17 protein-coding genes are annotated in these 20,050 nt (G+C 69.3%); 4 read left to right on the top strand and 13 right to left on the bottom strand.

Translation table 11 applies throughout. The features are described from left to right. Window positions 1-323 precede the first annotated feature (323 nt). The 3 genes from ACWC0C_RS33645 to thyX form a co-directional block, all read right to left on the bottom strand. Window positions 324-2,009, bottom strand: coding sequence for a ribonuclease J (locus tag ACWC0C_RS33645; protein WP_449201240.1), 1,686 nt, complete (start codon window positions 2,007-2,009; stop codon window positions 324-326). Between the two features lie 155 nt (window positions 2,010-2,164). Then, window positions 2,165-3,064 carry a 4-hydroxy-tetrahydrodipicolinate synthase gene (dapA, locus tag ACWC0C_RS33650; protein ID WP_449201239.1) on the bottom strand — a complete coding sequence of 300 codons (900 nt, stop codon included), beginning with the start codon at window positions 3,062-3,064 and terminating at the stop codon, window positions 2,165-2,167. A 221-nt stretch (window positions 3,065-3,285) separates the two neighbouring features. Continuing rightward, window positions 3,286-4,035, bottom strand: coding sequence for an FAD-dependent thymidylate synthase (thyX, locus tag ACWC0C_RS33655; RefSeq protein WP_450867905.1), 750 nt, complete (start codon window positions 4,033-4,035; stop codon window positions 3,286-3,288). A gap of 168 nt (window positions 4,036-4,203) precedes the next feature. Here thyX and ACWC0C_RS33660 point away from each other — a divergent pair, with 168 nt between their 5' ends. Further along, window positions 4,204-4,440 (top strand): hypothetical protein, encoded by a 237-nt coding sequence (locus tag ACWC0C_RS33660; RefSeq protein WP_450867906.1) that lies wholly within the window; start codon window positions 4,204-4,206, stop codon window positions 4,438-4,440. Window positions 4,441-4,530: 90 nt separating this feature from the next. Further along, complete coding sequence (locus ACWC0C_RS33665; protein ID WP_450867908.1) at window positions 4,531-5,091, top strand: hypothetical protein; 561 nt, start codon at window positions 4,531-4,533, stop codon at window positions 5,089-5,091. Between the two features lie 167 nt (window positions 5,092-5,258). Here ACWC0C_RS33665 and ACWC0C_RS33670 read toward each other — a convergent pair whose 3' ends face one another. From ACWC0C_RS33670 to ACWC0C_RS33695, 6 genes are all read right to left on the bottom strand, one after another. Continuing rightward, a complete protein-coding gene (locus ACWC0C_RS33670; RefSeq protein WP_449201235.1) occupies window positions 5,259-5,711 on the bottom strand; it encodes a hypothetical protein in 453 nt (150 codons plus the stop codon). Window positions 5,712-5,724: 13 nt separating this feature from the next. Further along, window positions 5,725-6,477 carry a 4-hydroxy-tetrahydrodipicolinate reductase gene (dapB, locus tag ACWC0C_RS33675; protein WP_450867910.1) on the bottom strand — a complete coding sequence of 251 codons (753 nt, stop codon included), beginning with the start codon at window positions 6,475-6,477 and terminating at the stop codon, window positions 5,725-5,727. Window positions 6,478-6,502: 25 nt separating this feature from the next. Then, window positions 6,503-7,882 (bottom strand): M16 family metallopeptidase, encoded by a 1,380-nt coding sequence (locus ACWC0C_RS33680; protein ID WP_450867912.1) that lies wholly within the window; start codon window positions 7,880-7,882, stop codon window positions 6,503-6,505. Continuing rightward, complete coding sequence (locus tag ACWC0C_RS33685; RefSeq protein WP_449201232.1) at window positions 7,879-10,098, bottom strand: polyribonucleotide nucleotidyltransferase; 2,220 nt, start codon at window positions 10,096-10,098, stop codon at window positions 7,879-7,881. Before ACWC0C_RS33685 ends, ACWC0C_RS33680 begins: the two co-directional genes overlap by 4 nt. Before the next feature lie 356 nt (window positions 10,099-10,454). Beyond that, window positions 10,455-10,742: a 30S ribosomal protein S15 gene (gene rpsO, locus ACWC0C_RS33690; protein ID WP_030619140.1), complete on the bottom strand. Its 288-nt coding sequence runs from the start codon at window positions 10,740-10,742 to the stop codon at window positions 10,455-10,457. 184 nt (window positions 10,743-10,926) lie between these two features. Then, window positions 10,927-11,154, bottom strand: coding sequence for a hypothetical protein (locus ACWC0C_RS33695; protein WP_449201231.1), 228 nt, complete (start codon window positions 11,152-11,154; stop codon window positions 10,927-10,929). Between the two features lie 224 nt (window positions 11,155-11,378). Between ACWC0C_RS33695 and ACWC0C_RS33700 the strand changes: the two genes are divergently transcribed. Further along, window positions 11,379-11,708: a DUF397 domain-containing protein gene (locus ACWC0C_RS33700; protein ID WP_449201230.1), complete on the top strand. Its 330-nt coding sequence runs from the start codon at window positions 11,379-11,381 to the stop codon at window positions 11,706-11,708. Window positions 11,709-11,779: 71 nt separating this feature from the next. Here ACWC0C_RS33700 and ACWC0C_RS33705 read toward each other — a convergent pair whose 3' ends face one another. Further along, the gene (locus ACWC0C_RS33705; protein WP_450867914.1) at window positions 11,780-13,276 is read right to left on the bottom strand and encodes an outer membrane protein assembly factor BamB family protein; all 1,497 of its coding nucleotides are present in this window, start codon (window positions 13,274-13,276) and stop codon (window positions 11,780-11,782) included. 62 nt (window positions 13,277-13,338) lie between these two features. Then, window positions 13,339-14,832 (bottom strand): type VII secretion integral membrane protein EccD, encoded by a 1,494-nt coding sequence (gene eccD / locus ACWC0C_RS33710; RefSeq protein ID WP_450867916.1) that lies wholly within the window; start codon window positions 14,830-14,832, stop codon window positions 13,339-13,341. Between the two features lie 305 nt (window positions 14,833-15,137). Here eccD and eccCa point away from each other — a divergent pair, with 305 nt between their 5' ends. Continuing rightward, window positions 15,138-19,103, top strand: a complete 3,966-nt coding sequence (eccCa, locus tag ACWC0C_RS33715) for a type VII secretion protein EccCa (protein ID WP_450867918.1) — start codon at window positions 15,138-15,140, stop codon at window positions 19,101-19,103. A gap of 255 nt (window positions 19,104-19,358) precedes the next feature. Here eccCa and ACWC0C_RS33720 read toward each other — a convergent pair whose 3' ends face one another. Continuing rightward, window positions 19,359-19,631 (bottom strand): hypothetical protein, encoded by a 273-nt coding sequence (locus ACWC0C_RS33720; RefSeq protein ID WP_450867919.1) that lies wholly within the window; start codon window positions 19,629-19,631, stop codon window positions 19,359-19,361. Window positions 19,632-19,728: 97 nt separating this feature from the next. Further along, entirely contained in the window at window positions 19,729-19,938 is a 210-nt protein-coding gene (locus tag ACWC0C_RS33725) for a hypothetical protein (RefSeq protein WP_450867921.1), read from the bottom strand. Window positions 19,939-20,050 lie beyond the last annotated feature (112 nt).

Below are 20,050 nucleotides of genomic sequence, written 5' to 3' on the forward strand. Positions count from 1 at the left end.
TCAAGGAACGGTCGCTTCCTTTGTACTCACCCTCTCGGGCTTTCCTCCGGGCGCTTCCCTTCGGTCTTGCGTTTCCGACTCTATCAGATCTTTTCCCGATCCGATTTCCTCGGTGCTTTCCAGGTTCCCGCTTTCGCGTTTCCCTTTCCGGCGGTTCCGACTTTATCAGAAGTTCTGAGTCGGTTTTCCCACCCGCTCCGGGCACTCGTGTCCAGCGCATGAAGTGCTGGGGTTCCCGGTTGGGCGGAGCCGTAAACGTACTGGAACGGGGCGCCCCGATGCAAATCGAGGCGCCCCGTTCGGTCGATGCATCCGACGAGCCGTCAGACCTCCACAACCACCGGCAGGATCATCGGCCTGCGGCGATAGGTGTCCGAGACCCACTTGCCGAGGGTGCGCCGGACGAGTTGCTGCAGCTGGTGCGGCTCCACGACGCCGTCCTGGGCGGACCGCTCCAGCGCTTCGGTGATCTTCGGGATGACGGCGGTGAAGGCCGAGTCCTCAATGCCGGAGCCGCGCGCCTGGACGTGCGGGCCGCCGGTGATCTTCCCGGTGGACGAGTCCACGACCACGAAGACCGAGATGATGCCCTCGTCGCCGAGGATCTTGCGGTCCTTCAGGGCCGGCTCACCGACATCGCCGACGGAGAGGCCGTCGACGTAGACGTAACCGGCCTGGACCTTGCCGGAGATCTTGGCCTTGCCCGCGACCAGGTCGACCACCACTCCGTCCTCGGCGATGACGATCCGGTCGTGCGGGACGCCCGTCAAAGCGCCCAGCTCCGCGTTGGCCCGCAGGTGGCGCCACTCACCGTGCACCGGCATCAGGTTCTTCGGGCGGCAGATGTTGTAGAAGTACAGCAGCTCGCCCGCGGACGCGTGGCCGGAAACGTGCACCTTGGCGTTGCCCTTGTGGACGACGTTGGCGCCCCAGCGGGTGAGGCCGTTGATCACGCGGTAGACCGCGTTCTCGTTACCGGGGATCAGGGAGGACGCGAGGATCACCGTGTCGCCCTCGACGATCCGGATCTGGTGGTCCCTGTTGGCCATCCTCGACAGCGCCGCCATCGGCTCGCCCTGGGAACCCGTGCAGACCAGGACCACCTCGTGGTCCGGGAGGTCGTCCAGCGTCTTGACGTCGACCACCAGGCCCGGCGGGACCTTCAGATAGCCGAGGTCCCGCGCGATGCCCATGTTGCGGACCATGGAACGGCCGACGAAGGCGACCCGGCGGCCGTACTCGTGGGCCGCGTCCAGGATCTGCTGGATGCGGTGGACGTGGCTGGCGAAGCTCGCCACGATGATCCGCTTGCGGGCGCTCGCGAAGACCTGCCGCAGGACGTTGGAGATGTCGCGCTCGTGCGGGGTGAAGCCCGGGACCTCGGCGTTCGTGGAGTCGGTGAGCAGGAGGTCGATGCCCTCCTCGCTCAGCCGGGCGAACGCGTGCAGGTCGGTGAGGCGGTTGTCCAGCGGGAGCTGGTCCATCTTGAAGTCGCCGGTGTGCACGACCATGCCGGCGGGGGTGCGGATGGCGACGGCCAGCGCGTCCGGGATGGAGTGGTTGACGGCGACGAACTCGCAATCGAAGGGGCCGATGCGCTCGCGGTTCCCCTCCGCCACCTCAAGGGTGTACGGGCGGATGCGGTGCTCCTGGAGCTTGGCCTCGATCAGGGCGAGGGTCAGCTTGGAGCCGATCAGCGGGATGTCCGGCTTCTCGCGGAGCAGGAACGGGACACCGCCGATGTGGTCCTCGTGGCCATGGGTGAGGACGATGCCCTCGATGTCGTCGAGGCGGTCCCGGATGGACGAGAAGTCCGGCAGGATCAGGTCGATTCCGGGCTGCTCCTCCTCGGGGAAGAGCACTCCGCAGTCGACGATCAGCAGGCGGCCGCCGTATTCGAAGACCGTCATGTTCCGGCCGATCTCGCCGAGGCCGCCGAGCGGGGTGACCCGCAGGCCGCCTTCGGGGAGGGGCGGAGGGGGGCCGAGTTCAGGATGCGGATGACTCAAAAGACTCTCCTCACCACACGCGCCACGTACCGGTCGGGCACGTGGCGCGTGAGACGTTCGTGCATAAGCAGTTGTCGTTGTGGGGCGCGGGCACCGGTGGCCCGCTTCTTCTGTTGATCTTCAGTTGTGAAGCTTGTGTGGTGCCAAGTCTGTTGTCAGAGCTGTACCCCGCCGGCAGCAAGATCGATCTTGAGCTGGGCGACCTCCTCGGGCGAGCACTCGACCATGGGCGAGCGCAGCGGCCCGGCGGGCAGGCCCTGGAGGGCGAGCGCGGCCTTGGTGGTCATGACGCCCTGGGTGCGGAACATGCCGGTGTAGACCGGGAGCAGCTTCTGGTGGATCTCGGTGGCCTTGACGACGTCACCGGAGACGTACGCGTCGACGAGGGCGCGCAGGTCGGGGGTGACCAGGTGGCCGACGACCGAGACGAAGCCGACCGCGCCCACCGACAGGAGGGGAAGGTTCAGCATGTCGTCGCCGGAGTACCAGGCGAGGCCTGACTGGGCGATGGCCCAGCTGGCGCGGCCGAGGTCGCCCTTGGCGTCCTTGTTGGCGACGATCCGGGGGTGCTCGGCGAGCCGGACGAGCGTCTCGGCGTTGATCGGGACGCCGCTGCGGCCGGGGATGTCGTAGAGCATGACCGGCAGCCCGGTGGCGTCGGCGACGGCCGTGAAGTGCCGGTAGAGGCCCTCCTGCGGGGGCTTGTTGTAGTACGGCGTGACGACCAGCAGGCCGTGGGCGCCGACGCGCTCCGCCTCGCGGGCCAGCTCGATGCTGTGGCGGGTGTCGTTGGTGCCGACGCCGGCCACGATGTGGGCGCGGTCGCCGACCGCCTCCAGTACGGCTCGTACGAGGTCCGATTTCTCCGCGTCGCTGGTGGTGGGGGACTCGCCGGTGGTGCCGTTGATGATCAGGCCGTCGTTGCCTGCGTCCACCAGGTGGGCGGCGAGCCGCTGCGCGCCGTCGAGGTCGAGTGCGCCGTCCGCCGTGAAGGGCGTGACCATGGCGGTGAGGACCCGCCCGAAGGGGGTCTGCGGAGTCGAGGTCGGAGCCATGGGTAACACGCTACTCGGTGCTCCATGCGTGGTCTGCCCGTGGGGTGCCGGGAAAGTCAGGACAAATGCGGATCCCGGCACTGCCTGCTCGGGGGTTCAAGCAGTGCCGGGTCCGTTTGATCAGGCTAGATGAACTTCTCTAAATGCCGCAATACGGACACTTCGCGAGGCTGATCCGTACATCCGTTCCTGGTGGGGGAACAGGGCTTCGTAGGCCTTTCTTACGGGGCCACACGCCCGTTCGCGTTGAAGGCGGCGTACGTCAGCGGCATGAGCTTGGCCCACTCCGCCTCCATCTTCTCGCCGACCATCTCGATCTCCCGCTGCGGGAAGGACGGCACCTTGGCCAGCTCGTGCTGGGTGCGCAGGCCGAGGAAGTGCATCAGGGAGCGGGCGTTGCACGTGGCGTACATCGAGGAGTACAGGCCGACGGGGAGGGCGGCACGGGCGACCTCGCGGGCGACACCCTCGGTGAGCATCTTCTGGTAGGCCCCGTACGCCTGCTCGTACGACTCCCGGAGCGTGCTGCTGACGGCCTCGTACTGGGCCGGGGTGCCCTCGACGAAGACGTACTTGCCGGGACGGCCCTCCTGCACGAGCTTGCGGTCAGTGCCGGGGACGTAGAAGACCGGCTCGAGCTCCCGGTAGCGGCCGGACTCCTCGTTGTACGACCAGCCGACGCGGTGCCGCATGAACTCGCGGAAGACGAAGATCGGGGCGCTGATGAAGAACGTCATCGAGTTGTGCTCGAACGGGCTGCCGTGCCGGTCGCGCATCAGGTAGTTGATCAGGCCCTTGGAGCGCTCGGGGTCCTTCTTCAGCTCGTCCAGGGACTGCTCGCCGGCGGTGGAGACCCGCGCGGCGAAGAGGACGTCGGCGTCCGAAGCGCTGGACTTCACCAGCTCGACGGTGACGTCACTGCGGAACGTGAGCGACTCGGGGGTGGTCACGGGGGTTGGGGTCCTTCCCATCACAGCTGTGCTTCGCGCCCACCTTACGGGGCGGCGACCCGGGCCCTGGCAGGACCTCGCCTCAAAAATCCCACCACGGATTTTTTCCGACATGGGCACCTTTTGTGTCACTCGAGCGTCTGTACCGGTGAGGCTTGGACGTTCGACCTCGAAAGGAGACGTACCGCGATGTTCCGTCGGCGCGAGCCCGTACCCTTCGCCTTCCTGGCCGAGGCGGACAGGTTCCGCAGCAATGTCACTCCCCCGCCCCGTCTGCGGGCGTCCTTCGGGGAGATAACCGGGCGCTGGCTGCTGGGACTCACCCTCGTCGCCGGGCTGGTGGGGGCCCTGATCCTCGGTATGCCGGCGATGTCCACGCCGTCCAGTACGCCGACGCAGCAGTCCCAGGCGTCCCAGGGGCACTGACTCTTCCGGCCGCCCGAGGGTGGTGAGCGGAAACAGCGGCGGATAGCCTCACCGGGCACAGCCCACGCGAGGATCGAGTGAGGACCCGCCGTGCCCCTGTCCTTCCTGACGGCCGACCGCACCTTCGAGGCCGCTACCGAGAGCGCGCTGCCGTACGACGACCGGGAGCGCTGGCGGCGCCCCTACCGTCCCGGTCCCTGGCGTGTGGGCGTGGCGGCGCTGGCGCTGTTGCTCGCCTCGTTCGTGCTGTTCGCCGCGGTGGTCATCGCCCTGACCCACTCGGTGTCCTCCTCCGCAGCGGTCTTCGCCGGGGCGCTCGTGGCCATCGCCTGGGCGCTGCGGCTGCTGCGCATGGGCGTGTGGGTGAGCGGGCGCGGACTCCGTCACGTCGGCTTCCTGGTGACGCGTACGGTGCCGTGGGCGCGGGTGGTCTCCGTGCGGACAGTGCAGCAGCCGGTGCGCTGGCTGGGGCTGCCCCGGACGGTGCAGGGGCAGGCGCTGGTGCACGTACGCAAGGACCGGGCCGCCAGTGACACGGCTCCGCTGCTGACGACCCACACGCTGGACTTCCTGGGCCGCCCGGGCGCGTTCGACCGGGCCGCGGACACCGTGGAGGCGTGGGCGGCGGAGTACGGGCGCGGGCGCGGCTGACCCAACGGCGCCGGGTGCCGGTGCGGGCTGGGGTCGGGGTCGGGGTCGGGCGCTGCTTGCGCCCCCCAAGAGGCGCGGGGGACTGCGCGACCAGGGCCCACGCGCCCACACCCGCGCACGGCCCGACACGGCTCGGCTCGGCTCGGCTCGGCGAGTGGGCGCCCCGGTCAGGCCTGGACGGGCCTTCCTTCATGCAGGGCGATAGCCCTTTGCATCGCCTTGCGCGCGCGTGGGGTGTCGTGGGCGTCGTGGTAGGCGACGGCGAGGCGGAACCAGCAGCGCCAGTCGTCGGGGGACGCCTCGGTCTCGGCCTTGCGCTTGGCGAAGACCTCGTCGGCCGAGTCGCGGTCGATCCGGCCGCTGGGCAGGCGCTTCAGCTCGTCGACCGGCAGTCCGCCCTCGGCGTCGAGTTCGGCAGCGAGGGCGTTGGCCCTGCGGACGAACTGGGTGTTCTTCCACAGGAACCACAGGCCGATGACCGGCAGGACCAGCACCGCGATCCCGAAGGTGACGGTGAGGACCGTGCCGGACTGGATGAGCATCACGCCGCGGCTGCCGACCAGGACGAAGTAGAAGACCAGGACGGCGGCCGTGACGAGGTAGGTGATCTTCGCGCGCATCAGGGAACCTGTCTCAGCCCAGGTCCAGGAAGTGTTCCAGGCCGAAGGTCAGGCCCGGAGTGGTCACCACGCGGCGCGCACCGAGCAGGATGCCCGGCATGAAACTGCTGTGGTGCAGGGAGTCATGACGGATCGTCAGGGTCTCGCCCTCGCCGCCGAGCAGCACCTCCTGGTGGGCCAGCAGGCCGCGCAGGCGGATGGCGTGGACCGGGATCCCGTCGACACTGGCGCCCCGCGCGCCGTCCAGGGCCGTGACCGTGGCGTCCGGAGCCGGGGCCGTGCCCGCCGCCCGGCGGGCCTCGGCGATGAGCTGAGCGGTGCGCGTGGCCGTACCGCTCGGAGCGTCCACCTTCTTCGGGTGGTGCAGCTCGACGACCTCGACCGACTCGAAGTACGGCGCGGCGATCTGCGCGAACTTCATGGTGAGGACGGCGCCGATGGAGAAGTTCGGCGCGATGAGCACACCGGTCTGCGGGGACTGGGCGAGCCAGCCCTTCAGCTGCGCGAGGCGCTCCTCCGTCCAGCCCGTCGTACCGACGACCGCGTGGATGCCGTGGCGCACGCAGAAGTCGAGGTTGTCCATGACGGAGTCGGGGGTGGTCAGCTCCACGGCGACCTGGGCGCCGGTCTCCACCAGCGTCTCCACTTTGTCGCCCCGGCCGAGGGTGGCGACCAGTTCCATGTCCTCGGCGGCCTCGACCGCCTTGACCGCCTCGGACCCGATCCGGCCCTTGGCGCCGAGGACCGCCACGCGCAGCTTGCTCATCTCTTGTACTTCCTTACGGGAGTGATTAGGCGACGGCGTCGTGCAGCCGTGCGGCCTGCTTGTCCTTCAGCGGGCCGATGACCGACAGCGACGGGCGCCGTCCCAGGATGTCGCGGGCGACCGAGCGGACCTCGTCCGGGGTGACCGCCGCTATCCGGTCCAGCATGTCGTCGACGGACATCTGCTCGCCCCAGCACAGCTCGCTCTTGCCGATGCGGTTCATCAGCGCGCCGGTGTCCTCCAGGCCGAGGACGGTGGAGCCCTGGAGCTGGCCGATGGCGCGGGCGATCTCGTCGTCGGTGAGGCCGTTGACGGCGACGTGGTCGAGTTCGTCGCGGCAGATCTTCAGCACGTCGTGCACCTGGCTCGGCCGGCAGCCGGCGTAGACCCCGAACAGTCCGCAGTCGGCGAAGCCGGAGGTGTACGAGTACACGCTGTAGGCGAGGCCGCGCTTCTCCCGGACCTCCTGGAAGAGGCGCGAGGACATGCCGCCGCCGAGGGCGGTGTTGAGCACGCCCATGGCCCAGCGGCGGTCGTCGGTGCGGGCGAGGCCCGGCATGCCGAGGACGACATGTGCCTGTTCGGTCTTGCGGCCGAGCAGCTCGACCTTGCCGGACGTGCGGATCGTACGGCTGCCGTCGCGGGGGGCGATGGGCCGCGCGTCGAGGTCCCGGAGGGCGCCCCCCTTCTCGAAGGCCACGCGGACCTGTCGTACGACCTTGTTGTGGTCGATGTTGCCGGCGCAGGCGACCACCAGGTGGGTGGGGTCGTAGTGCTTCTTGTAGAAGCGACGGATGCGGTCGGCGGTGAGGGCGTTGACCGTGTCGACCGTGCCGAGCACGGGGCGGCCGAGGGCGTTGCTGCCGAACATGGTGTGCGCGAACAGGTCGTGTACACAGTCGCCCGGGTCGTCCTCGGTCATCGCGATCTCTTCGAGGATCGCGCCGCGCTCGACGTCGACGTCCTCCTCGAGGATGAGCGAGCCGGTCAGCATGTCGCAGACCACGTCGATGGCGAGCGGCAGGTCGGTGTCGAGCACGCGCGCGTAGTAGCACGTGTACTCCTTCGCCGTGAACGCGTTCATCTCGCCGCCGACGGCGTCGATGGCGGAGGAGATGTCCAGCGCGCTGCGCTTGTGCGTGCCCTTGAAGAGCAGGTGCTCCAGGTAGTGCGTTGCGCCGTTCAGGGCCGGGGTCTCGTCGCGGGAGCCGACGTGTGCCCAGATGCCGAAGGTCGCGGAGCGGACCGAGGGCAGGGTCTCGGTGACGATGCGCAGGCCGCCGGGGAGGGTGGTCTTGCGGACCGTACCGATGCCGTTCTGGCCCTTGATGAGGGTTTGGGTACGGGCGACGGCCCGCGCCTCCGAAGAGGGGCGGGCCGTCACCTTGGAGCTACGGGACGTCACTTCTCGGCGTCGTCCTTGTCCGACTCGTTGCCTTCCTCGCCCTCGATCACCGGAACGAGGGAGAGCTTGCCGCGGGAGTCGATCTCGGCGATCTCGACCTGGACCTTCTGGCCCACGCCGAGGACGTCCTCGACGTTCTCCACGCGCTTGCCGCCGGCGAGCTTGCGGATCTGCGAGATGTGCAGCAGACCGTCCTTGCCGGGCAGCAGGGAGACGAACGCACCGAAGGTGGTCGTCTTGACGACCGTACCGAGGTAGCGCTCGCCGACCTCGGGCATCGTCGGGTTGGCGATGCCGTTGATCGTGGCGCGGGCGGCCTCGGCGGAGGGGCCGTCGGCGGCACCGATGTAGATCGTGCCATCGTCCTCGATGGTGATCTCGGCGCCCGTGTCCTCCTGGATCTGGTTGATCATCTTGCCCTTGGGGCCGATGACCTCGCCGATCTTGTCGACCGGGATCTTGACGGTGATGATCCGCGGGGCGTGCGGGCTCATCTCGTCGGGCCGGTCGATGGCCTCCATCATCACGTCGAGGATGTGGAGACGGGCGTCGCGGGCCTGCTTGAGGGCCGCGGCCAGGACGGAGGCCGGGATGCCGTCCAGCTTGGTGTCGAGCTGGAGGGCGGTCACGAACTCCTTGGTGCCGGCGACCTTGAAGTCCATGTCGCCGAAGGCGTCCTCCGCACCGAGGATGTCGGTGAGGGTGACGTAGTGCGTCTCGCCCTCGATCTCCTGGGAGATCAGACCCATGGCGATACCGGCGACGGGGGCCTTCAGCGGCACACCGGCGTTCAGCAGCGACATGGTGGAGGCGCAGACCGAGCCCATGGACGTCGAGCCGTTGGAGCCGAGGGCCTCGGACACCTGGCGGATCGCGTACGGGAACTCCTCGCGCGTCGGCAGCACCGGCACGAGGGCGCGCTCGGCGAGGGCGCCGTGGCCGATCTCGCGGCGCTTCGGGGAGCCGACGCGGCCGGTCTCACCGGTGGAGTACGGCGGGAAGTTGTAGTTGTGCATGTAGCGCTTGCGGGTCACCGGGGAGAGGGTGTCCAGCTGCTGCTCCATGCGGAGCATGTTGAGGGTGGTGACGCCCAGGATCTGGGTCTCGCCACGCTCGAACAGCGCGGAGCCGTGCACCCGCGGGATGGCCTCGACCTCGGCGGCGAGCGTACGGATGTCCGTCACGCCACGGCCGTCGATGCGCTTCTTCTCCTTGATGACGCGCTCACGGACCAGGGTCTTGGTCAGCGAGCGGTACGCGGCGGAGATCTCCTTCTCGCGGCCCTCGAACTCCGGCAGGAGCTTCTCGGCGGCCAGACCCTTGACGCGGTCCAGCTCGGCCTCGCGCTCCTGCTTGCCGGCGATGGTGAGCGCCTGGGCCAGCTCGGGCTTGACCGCGGCGGTCAGGGCCTCGAGGACGTCGTCCTGGTAGTCCAGGAAGATCGGGAACTCGCCGACCGGCTTGGCGGCCTTGGCGGCGAGGTCGGCCTGGGCGCGGCACAGGACCTTGATGAAGGGCTTCGCGGCCTCCAGACCGGCGGCGACGACCTCCTCGGTCGGCGCCTCGGAGCCGCCCTCGACCAGCTTGATGGTCTTCTCGGTGGCCTCGGCCTCGACCATCATGATCGCGACGTCGCCGTCCTCCAGGACGCGACCCGCGACGACCATGTCGAAGACGGCGTCCTCGAGCTCGGTGTGCGTCGGGAAGGCGACCCACTGACCACGGATCAGCGCGACGCGGACGCCGCCGATCGGGCCGGAGAAGGGCAGACCGGCCAGCTGCGTGGACGCGGACGCGGCGTTGATCGCCACGACGTCGTACAGGTGGTCGGGGTTGAGCGCCATGACCGTGCAGACGACCTGGATCTCGTTGCGCAGGCCCTTCCTGAAGGACGGGCGCAGCGGGCGGTCGATCAGGCGGCAGGTGAGGATCGCGTCCTCGCTCGGCCGGCCCTCACGGCGGAAGAAGCTGCCGGGGATCTTCCCGGCGGCGTACATCCGCTCCTCGACGTCCACCGTGAGCGGGAAGAAGTCGAGCTGGTCCTTGGGGTTCTTGGAGGCGGTGGTGGCCGACAGCACCATGGTGTCGTCGTCCAGGTACGCCACGGCGGAACCGGCGGCCTGCTTGGCCAGGCGGCCCGTCTCGAAGCGGATGGTGCGGGTGCCGAAGGCGCCGTTGTCGATGACGGCCTCGGCGTAGTGGGTCTCGTTCTCCACTAGCGTTTTCTCCGTTACATATCGTCTTTCGTCCCTTGGCTGCCCGTGTGGCAGGGGGACGGTGGTGGAGAAGCGCGCCGTCTGGTGCGGGCCGGTCTTCGATCGAAGCACCCGGGGCTCACTTCCCCCCGGGGGCCACTACCGAGGACCGGCGGCGGCGAGGTGCGCTTCTCCTCGTTCTGTGTTGTACGTCGTTCTGTGTCGTACGTCGTTCTGTGTCGTACGTCGTTCTGTGTCGTACGTATTGCGTTGTGCTACCACACTACAAAGCGTCAGTGACACTCCGCACGTTTCCGCATGTACGACGAAGGGAGCGGTCCCCGGGTGCTACCGGGAACCGCTCCCTTCACGGCGTCTTACTTGGCGCCGGCCGCACCGCGGCGGATGCCGAGGCGGTCGACCAGCGTACGGAAGCGCTGGATGTCCTTCTTCGCCAGGTACTGCAGGAGGCGACGGCGCTGACCGACCAGGATCAGCAGGCCACGACGGGAGTGGTGGTCGTGCTTGTGGGTCTTGAGGTGCTCCGTCAGGTCGGAGATCCGACGGGAGAGCAGAGCGACCTGGACCTCGGGGGAGCCGGTGTCACCCTCCTTGGTACCGAACTCGGCGATGATCTGCTTCTTCGTAGCGGCGTCGAGCGACACGCGTACTCCTCATAGTCTGTGAGTGGCCACCGAGCGCCCCCGGTCTTCGTCTCGGGGGAGCTTCCGTAACTCGGGAGCCGGGGATCCGCTGGGCGCGGCCTCCGGAACCGTCCTTCAGGGGGCTCCGGGGGTGCGTACACAAACGGCCGTCACTCAGGGTACCAGCACGCTTCGGCCGTCTGTGTCACCGGTTGCGCTGGGCGTTCCATACCAGGAGGGCCACGATCACGACGACCAGGACGATGACGGATATCCATACGAAGCCGCCGCCGGACCCGTGGCTCCCAGAGTGGTGGTAGCTGTGGGAATAGCTGCCGTGGTAGCTGCTGTGATAACCGCCGCCCCGGCCGCCGCCCAGGGCGAGTACGTCGGCGGGCGGCAGGGACCACGGGGCAGTGACAGGCATGCTCATGATCGGGACATTACGTGGGCATTGCATGGCATGAGCACGCCCGTTGCACGCCCGTGACGAAACCTCCGCTCCCTGGGCACAAGCGGTCGCCGGTCCGCCCCGCGTGTCCGGCCGAAGTCCTTCCTACGGGCGTTGACCAGGCCGTTTCACAGTACGCGCGCGTGGCCTCCCAGTAGGGTGACGATCGCAACGCAGTCCGTATTGCCGAAGGGGGCCGCTTCACCATGGCCGAGACACAGGGCACGAGCGCCGGCACACCGGCGCCGGAATCGCAGGATGACGTCAAGGCGCGCAAGGAGCGGGAGCGGGACGAGCTGTACGCGCTCGACATCTCCGGCGTGGAGTGGCAGAGCGCGCCCGGTACGGAGGAGCACGAGGAGCGGGTCGAGATCGCGTACCTGCCCGGCGGGGCGGTGGCGATGCGCTCCTCCCTCGACCACGACACCGTGCTGCGCTACACCGAGGCGGAGTGGCGGGCGTTCGTGCTGGGGGCACGGGACGGCGAGTTCGATCTGGAGCCGACGGAACGGAATGGGGGGCTCGCGGCGCAGTAGCGGTGGGCGCTCGCGGCGGAGTAGCGGTGGGCAAGAAAAGGGCGGCACGTGTACGTGCCGCCCTTTGTCCTTCAGTGTTTCAGCCCCGCGCTGCCCACTCCGATCACCGAGAGCACCGGGTTCTTCGGATGAACGACGTCGCGTGCCAGCACGCGACGGGCGAAGAAGGCGTGTCCCTGTTCGTACAGGATGTCCGACTGCTCCGGGTCGCCGAGTTCACCCTCGTCGTCCGCCGGGAGATGGAACAGCAGGTACGGGGTCTCCTTGTCGGTCCGGGGGTTCCAGTCCACCACGGCGGCCGGCTGGACGTCGTCCTCGGTGCTACGGAAAATGATCAGGTCGTCACCGTTCATGCGGACGGGGACGACCTGCTGGAAGAGCCGGCCCACGAACTTGGTCACGGCTGTGCCCTTCTTGAGGTCGAAGGCCGTGATCTGGTTCTCCGGCTTCCTGGTGACGTCGTCGGTGTCCTTGCTCATGACGAAGACCCGGTCGCGGCTGACCACCATGCCGTAGCACTTGTCGACGGCGTCGAAGAAGCCCTCGACGTTGCCGCCACACTGGGGGTCGTAGCCGTTCATCGAGATGGTGGCCAGCCGCTCACCGCTCTTCGGATCCAGAGTGATCAGGTCCGTGACCCGGTAGTCCCCCGCCTCGACGGCGATCACCGGCGGGTCGGCGGACGGCAGGTAGATGCTCCGCAGACCGTTGCTGACCGAGTAGCGCCACAGGACCTTGCCACTGCGCGGCTCGAGCTTCTCCACCCGGTAGGTGGCGTCGCTGGAGTCGCCACACTTGACGAGGGCCAGCAGAGCCCTGCCACCGGCATAGGCCGAGTCATGGCACTGGGACGTGGCGGACGTGTTCCACAGCCGCTTGCCGCTGTGCATGTCGTACGCCACCGACCCATCACCCCAGGCGACGGCCATGACGCCCCGGGTCAGGGAGATGTTGGTGCTGGTGATGGAGGCGGCGTCGGCCGCCGGCATCTTCTCCTGCCAGAGCTTCTTGCCGGTGTCGAGGTCGACCATGACCACCTCGTCACAGGCACCGGCCTGGGGGTTGTCGGTGTGTCCGGGCTCGACAACGACGGCGGTCCGGCCGTCGGCGGTGACGTCTCGGCTGACGGCACAGACGTGGCCGCCGAGTTGGAGGGTCCATGCCTTCGCGTCCCAGTCGGGGTGGGGCTCGATCTTGTAACCCTCGATGCGGTCGGCGAAGGTCCGCGCGACGATCTTGCCCGTGGCCCAGGTGGCGGGCGCGAACAGCTGCTGCTTGCCGGTGAGGCCGCCTTGGTTGTGCTGGACGACGACCTGGCCCTCCGGTGAGACGGGGGCCTTCTCCACGGTCTCGCGTATGGCGTCCGGGGCCTGCTTGACCGCCTTGGGGTCGGTGCGCCCCTTCGTCCGGTCGGCCGAGTGGTACCAGAACAGACCCGCGCCAAGGCAGACGACGGCGGCTACCACCGCGGCGACCGCGCCGAGTATGCGTCTGCGGCGCCTGTTCCGCGACTGGTCGGCCGCCGGCGCCGACTGGGCATGCATGGACGGGGGCGGGCCGAAGCTCACGCTGCTGAATCCTTCTCTTCGCTGCCGCTGATGGGATCAGGAGTCGACGAGGTCGGCCCGGGTCACTTGCTGGTCATCGCGCGGGCCGTCGCGTACACGTCGAACACGGCGAGCGCGAGGGGGACCAGTGTCAGGAGCACGAAGCCTTCGATGATCTCCAGGAAGCGGCCCCAGAAGGGGCTGAGACCCTGGCGCGGGACGATGAGACCCAGGGCTGCCACGAGGGCCGCCCCGGCTGCGATGGCCGCGGTGAGCCAGATCGCACGGATGTCGAGGCCGGAGCGGTCTCCGGTGAGTGCCTCGCGCAGCACGGAGTGTGGTGGGTTGAGCGCCAGGCCGAGACCGAGCAGGACGAGTGAGCCGAGTCCGGCCGCCAGGAGGGGGGCGACCTGCCCGGTGTAGCGGAAGAGCTGGGCGCGCATGAGCAGCGCCACGGCCGTCGCGCAGGCGAGCAGTTGGGCCCAGACGTCGTCGGAGAATCCGAGCACCGCGCAGGAGGCGAGCGCGGTGAGCGCGCAGCCGCCGACGAGCCCGACCAGGATCTCGTGGCCGCGGCGGGCCTGGGCCTCGATCCGCCTGATGTCGACCGGCTCCTGCACGGCGGTCTCCGTGCCGTAGACGCTGCTCTGGGCGGAGTTCGGCGGGTCGAAGCCGATGGGCAGCCGGGCGAAGCGCATGGACAGTCCCGGCAGGAAGGCCAGGCCGGCCACCGCGACCGGCGCGCACAGGGCGGCGATCTCCTTCGGTGTCCAGTGCACGAGGATCGCCGTGAAGACGGTGATCAGGCCGATCGCGGACGCGACGACGAAGGCGACGAACGGGGCGTCCCCGCCCGGTGTGCACAGCGTCAGGATGACAGAGGCGAGCAGGACCGCCGCGCAGGCGAGCAGGAACTGCAGTTTGCCGATTCCCTGGCCGTGGGCGAGAGAGAGGAGTCCCGATCCGGCAACGCCCACGTTGGGAAGAGCGCCGAGGCCCAGCGCTGTCGCCGAGCCCCGGTCGTCGTAGACCCGGCCCCGAACGGCGGCGAAGACCACGAGGAGCACTCCGGAGACGCCCGCGAGTATCCCGGGCAGGCTGTGCATGTCGTGCCGGGGATCGGCGTTCCAGGCGACGAAGGCGAGCAGGGTCGACAGGACGCCCGCGCCCGCGAGTCCCGCGGCGCGGGTGAGGTCGCCGCCCCACAGAGTGCGGTGACGGGTCACCGCCGAGGCGACCGCCTCGGAGACGTCGTCGAAGACGGCGGGCGGCAACGACTCGGAGAAGGGGCGCAGCGTGAGCAGTTCGCCGTCGAGAATCCGTTGTGCGGCAAAGGAGCGTGCGCTGTCGAGAACGGTGCCGTCCCTGCGTACGAGGTGGTAGCCGACCGGCGCACCTTCGGCGGGGCTCTGCCGGGAGAGCCGGAGGATCTCCGGGTAGATGTCGGCGACCGGGATGTCGTCGGGCAGCGCCACGTCGATCCGGCTGTCGGGCGCGACGATCGTGACCCGGCAGAAACCGAGCCCCGACCCCGCCCCCGAGCCGGGCACCGCTGTGCCCGTGGCTGTCGTGCTCACCTTGTGCTCCCCCTCAGTGATGGTTCTGCGCCCGTGATGTGAGAATCCTGCGTCTTTCCCCGGCCGGGACCGCCGGAGGGTGACGCGAAGGGCGCCACCGGGCTCCGCCAGGGGCGGCGTGCGGTGACGCCTCGCACGGAATACCCCGGTTCGCGGGGTGTGTTCGCGTGTGCTCGAGCGAACACCCGGCACCCTACCGCGCACCGGTCACACATGGAGTCAGTAGGATCACGCGGCGGCCTGCGTCCGTCCATCAACGGGGGGCGGACCTCATTCTTGCGGCCCGGCAAAGGAATTGGGGAGCAGTGAGTCACATCGTCGTGAAGCGCCCGCCTCGGGCGCTGCCGTCCGAAGTGCCCACAGAAGAGGTCGTTCTCCAACCTCCCCCGGAATTGCCCCGGGGGCCGCAGGAGAGCGTCCTCATGCAGTTGCTGCCGACGCTCGGCATGGGTGGCTCGGTGGTCTTCTTCTTCACGAACGGACAGCCGTTCATGAAGATCATGGGCATGGTGATGATCGCCTCCACAGTCGCCATGTCCATCGCCATGGTGGTCCGCTTCCGGCGGGGTTCCCAGGGGCAACTCGCCGACGTGCGGCGCGACTACATGCGGTATCTGTCACAGACCCGGCGCGCGGCGGTGGACACCGCGAAGGCACAGCGCGACGCGCAGTACTACCTGCACCCCTCACCCGACCAGCTGTGGGCGCTGGTCGCCGAGGGCAGCCGGGTGTGGGAACGCAGGCCGGGCGACGAGGACTTCGCCCAGGTGCGCATCGGGCTGGGGGCCCAGGAGCTGGCCACGCCGCTCGTCGCCCCCGAGACCGGCCCGGCCGGCCGGCTGGAACCGCTCACGGCGGGGGCCGTGCAGCGTTTCCTCGACGTCCACGGCACCCTCAACGACCTGCCGATGGCCGTGTCGCTGCGCGCCTTCTACCACGTCACCGTCAGCGGTGACGGCGAATCCGTGCGCTCCTGTGTCCGTGCCCTGACCGGCTCGCTGGCCGCGCTGCACTCTCCGCAGGATCTGGTCCTCGCCGTGGCGGCCGGACCCGACACGCTCCCGCAGTGGGAGTGGGCCAAGTGGCTGCCACACGCCCAGGCGGCCGGCGCCGTGGACGGAGCGGGCGTCCGCCGGCTGATCAGCCCTGACGCCCGCGATCTGGAAAGCCTGCTGGCCGCTCGCCTCTCCGGCCGGCCGCGATTCCACCCGGGTGCCGCGCCGCTCCTGGACGAGCCCCACATCGTCGTCGTCCTCGACGGTGTCTCCCTGCCGCCGGACTCCGTGCTGGCCAACCTCGAAGGGCTGCAGGGCGTCACCGTCATCGAGGTGGTGCCCGGTGAACCCACCGCCGCACGCGGCGACCTCGCGGTCGTCGTACGGCCCACCACGCTGCGTCTGGAGTCGGCGGGCGGTGAGGTCTACGAGGGCACGCCGGACGCCCTGTCCTACGAGTCCGCCGAGGCCCTGGCCCGGCAGCTGGCCCCGCTGCGCCTCGCCTCCGGCGGTGACGACGACGAACCCCTGCTCGCCAACCTGGAGTTCACCGACCTGCTGAACCTCGGGGACGCGGCGTCCGTCGACCCCCAGCGCACCTGGCGGCCGCGCGGGCTGGCCGAGCGGTTGCGGGTGCCGATCGGTGTCGGCGTGGACGGCCGTCCCGTGATGCTGGACCTCAAGGAGGCCGCGCAGGAGGGCATGGGCCCGCACGGCCTGTGCGTGGGAGCCACCGGCTCCGGCAAGTCGGAACTGCTGCGCACGCTCGTGCTCGGGCTGGCGGTGACCCATTCCTCCGAGACGCTGAACTTCGTCCTCGCCGACTTCAAGGGCGGTGCGACGTTCGCCGGCATGGCGCAGATGCCGCACGTGGCGGCGGTCATCACCAACCTGGCCGACGACCTCACCCTGGTCGACCGCATGGGCGACTCGATCCGCGGCGAGCTGAACCGCCGTCAGGAGATGCTGCGCGACGCGGGCAACTACGCCAACATCCATGACTACGAGAAGGCCCGCGCGGCCGGCGCCCCGCTCCAGCCGATCCCGTCCCTCGTCCTGGTCATCGACGAGTTCAGCGAGCTGCTGACCGCGAAGCCGGACTTCATCGAGATGTTCGTGCAGATCGGCCGTATCGGCCGTTCGCTGGGCGTGCACCTGCTGCTGGCCTCGCAGCGTCTGGAGGAGGGCCGCCTGCGCGGCCTGGAGACGTACCTGTCGTACCGGATCGGCCTGCGCACCTTCTCCGCGGCCGAGTCCCGTGCGGCACTCGGGGTCCCCGACGCCTATGAACTCCCCAACGTCCCGGGATCCGGCTTCCTGAAGTTCGGCACGGACGAGATGGTGCGCTTCAAGGCGGCGTACGTCTCCGGCGTGTACCGCTCCGGGAACAGGCAGGCCACCTCGGACGGGGGGTCGCTGCCCGTCGACCGGCGCCCGGTGCTGTTCACGGCCAGGGAGGTGCCCGTGCAGTACGCACCGGCGCCGCAGCAGCGGACGGAGCCGACGTCACAGGTCGACGACGCCCTCGCGGACACGGTGCTCGACGTGATCGTGCGCCGGCTGGAGGCACAGGGGCCCGCCGCGCACCGGGTGTGGCTGCCGCCGCTGGACAGCCCTCCTTCGCTGGACGGGCTGCTGCCCAAGCTCACGGCCGTGCCGGAACGGGGACTCACGCAGCCCGGATACGAGGGCGCAGGACGCCTCGTCGTCCCCGCGGGCCTGGTCGACAAGCCGTACGAACAGCGCCGTGAGCCCCTGTGGCTCGACTTCTCCGGGGCCGCGGGCCATCTGCAGATCCTCGGCGGCCCGCAGTCCGGTAAGTCCACCCTGCTGAGGTCGCTGATCTGCTCCTTCGCGCTGACACACACCCCGTACGAGGTGCAGTTCTACGGACTGGACTTCGGTGGCGGCTCCATGGTGGCGGTGGCCGGCCTGCCGCACGTCGGCGGTGTCGCCTCCCGGCTGGACCCGGAGCGGGTACGGCGTACGGTGTCGGAGGTGTACGGCGTACTGCGGCGCCGGGAGGAGTACTTCCGGTCGTCGGGCATCGCCTCGATCGCGGACTTCCGCGCCCGTCGGGCACGCGGCGACATCTCGGTCACCGACCAGCCGTGGGGCGACGTGTTCCTGGTGATCGACGGCTGGGGCAACTTCCGTTCGGACTACGAGAGCCTGGAACCGGCCATCCTCGAGATCGCCTCACGCGGCCTCGGCTACGGCATCCACCTGATCCTTACGGCATCACGCTCGATGGAGGTCCGGGCAAACCTCAAGGACCACCTGATGAACCGCCTCGAACTGCGGCTCGGCGACACCATGGACTCCGAGATCGACCGCAAGGTGGCGGCGAACGTTCCGGCGGGGGTGCCGGGGCGCGGTGTGTCGCCGCAGAAGCTGCACTTCATGGCGGCGGTGCCGAGAATTGACGGCCTGACGTCCGACACGGACCTGGCCGACGCGACGGCAGCCCTGGCGGCCGAGGTCTCCCGGCACTGGCAAGCTCCCGGGGCACCGCAGGTGCGGCTCCTGCCCCGGGAGCTCCCCGCGGAGCAGCTGCCCCCGGGCGACCACCTCCCCCAGCACGGCATCGCCTTCGCCCTCGACGAGGAAAACCTCGAACCCGTCTTCGTCGACTTCGAACAGGACCCCTTCTTCCTGGTCTTCGGCGAGAGCGAGTCGGGCAAGTCGAACCTGCTGCGGCTGCTCATCGCACAGCTGACGCAGCGCTATGCGGGCGACGAGGCGAAGTTCTTCGTGGTCGACAACCGGCGCTCCCTGCTGGACGTGACCCCTGCCTCACACCTGGCCGAGTACATCCCCATGTCCAACGCCATGGACCACCACATGGTGGCCCTCGCCGACCTGATGAAGCGGCGCACGCCCACTGCCGACGTCACGGCCCAGCAGCTGCGGGAGCGGAGCTGGTGGCAGGGTCCGACGGTGTACGTGGTCGTCGACGACTACGACCTGGTGTCGACATCCAGCGGCAACCCGTTGGGCGGTCTCGCCGAGCTGCTGCCGTTCGCCCGTGATGTCGGCGTGCGGTTCATCATCGCGCGGTCGACGGCCGGGGCGGGACGGGCCTCTTTCGAGCCGTTCATGCAGCGGATGACGGAGCTGGGCGCGCAAGGCGTGGTGCTGGCCGGTGACCCGAGCGAAGGGGACCTCCTCGCCGGGGTGCGGCCACGGCCGATGCCGGCGGGGCGGGGCGTCTTCGTCTCGCGTAGGCGGGGGAAGATGCTGGTGCAGACGGGGTTGGTCAGCGTCGATTACTGAGTGAGGCGCAGGCGCTCAGCGGCCGCAGCGGCTGACGGGGCGGGAGCCGGACGCGTGTGTCCGGCTCCCGCCCTTGCCTTATCGCCGCCGCCGCATGGAATGGGCGGCAAAGGCCGGCGCCTCAGGGCCGCCCACCGCCGGTGGCGGGCCACACTTGGCGCGAGCTCAGGCTTGCCACCAGGGTGCTGGAGAAGCTCCGGGCGGTGTCGATCGAGCCGTGGCAGGATCCCGCGCTGCCGGCTCAGCAGCGTCCGGTCACAGCTTGAACACTCCGCGCCAGGTCCATCCAGCGTCGAGAACCGTGTTCCGCAAGGGATCCCGCATGTTCCGCGAGTCGAACTGGATCACCTTGCGCCGACGGCCGTCCGGGCCACGCTCGTACGTCCACTGTCGCTGGACGTACGGACCACGGCTCCACTGGCGCGACAAACCTCGCCGCGGGGGGTTGCCGACCAAGGCGACGTCCCGTACCTCGTCGAGGACATGTACCTCACGCTCGGCAGGGACGAAGCGCATGCGGGTCTTCATGGTCCGCTCCACCTTATTGGCGGAGAGTGCGTCGCCATAGTAGGGCAGCCGGTTCGCCGATCCCGGTAACGGGCCCAACTGTTCCGAAGAAAGCCCATCATCGTGCCACGGCCCCGGTGTCCGGACGAACGGTGCGGACGAACTCCTGGAAGTCCTGCAGAACGGCGTCGTGCTGCGCTGCGGTGGCAGTCAGGGCCAGTCTGGTCAGCGCGCGCTTGTGCGGGTCCTCGACGTCCACCAGGGAAAGGTACACCTGGGACTGGACGAGGTCGCGGCGCGCTTCCCCGACGACGGCCGAGAAGGCCACTCCGGGGTCACCGATCCCGTCGGGACGGGCGGGGAGCCAGCCCTCGGGCAGCCGGAACTCGATCCTCCTTCTCGATCGTCGCGGCCGCGGCTCGATTCCGGGCCGGAGAGGA

It is taken from the genome of Streptomyces sp. NPDC001709, assembly GCF_053596375.1.

Bases quoted from the DNA above. Each gene is read 5' to 3' on its own strand.
- ACWC0C_RS33670 (WP_449201235.1), bottom strand. From the start codon at position 5,711: ATGCGCGCGAAGATCACCTACCTCGTCACGGCCGCCGTCCTGGTCTTC.
- thyX (WP_450867905.1), bottom strand. From the start codon at position 4,035: ATGGGAAGGACCCCAACCCCCGTGACCACCCCCGAGTCGCTCACGTTC.
- ACWC0C_RS33720 (WP_450867919.1), bottom strand. From the start codon at position 19,631: ATGAAGACCCGCATGCGCTTCGTCCCTGCCGAGCGTGAGGTACATGTC.
- ACWC0C_RS33695 (WP_449201231.1), bottom strand. From the start codon at position 11,154: ATGAGCATGCCTGTCACTGCCCCGTGGTCCCTGCCGCCCGCCGACGTA.
- ACWC0C_RS33700 (WP_449201230.1), top strand. From the start codon at position 11,379: ATGGCCGAGACACAGGGCACGAGCGCCGGCACACCGGCGCCGGAATCG.
- dapB (WP_450867910.1), bottom strand. From the start codon at position 6,477: ATGAGCAAGCTGCGCGTGGCGGTCCTCGGCGCCAAGGGCCGGATCGGG.
- dapA (WP_449201239.1), bottom strand. From the start codon at position 3,064: ATGGCTCCGACCTCGACTCCGCAGACCCCCTTCGGGCGGGTCCTCACC.
- ACWC0C_RS33660 (WP_450867906.1), top strand. From the start codon at position 4,204: ATGTTCCGTCGGCGCGAGCCCGTACCCTTCGCCTTCCTGGCCGAGGCG.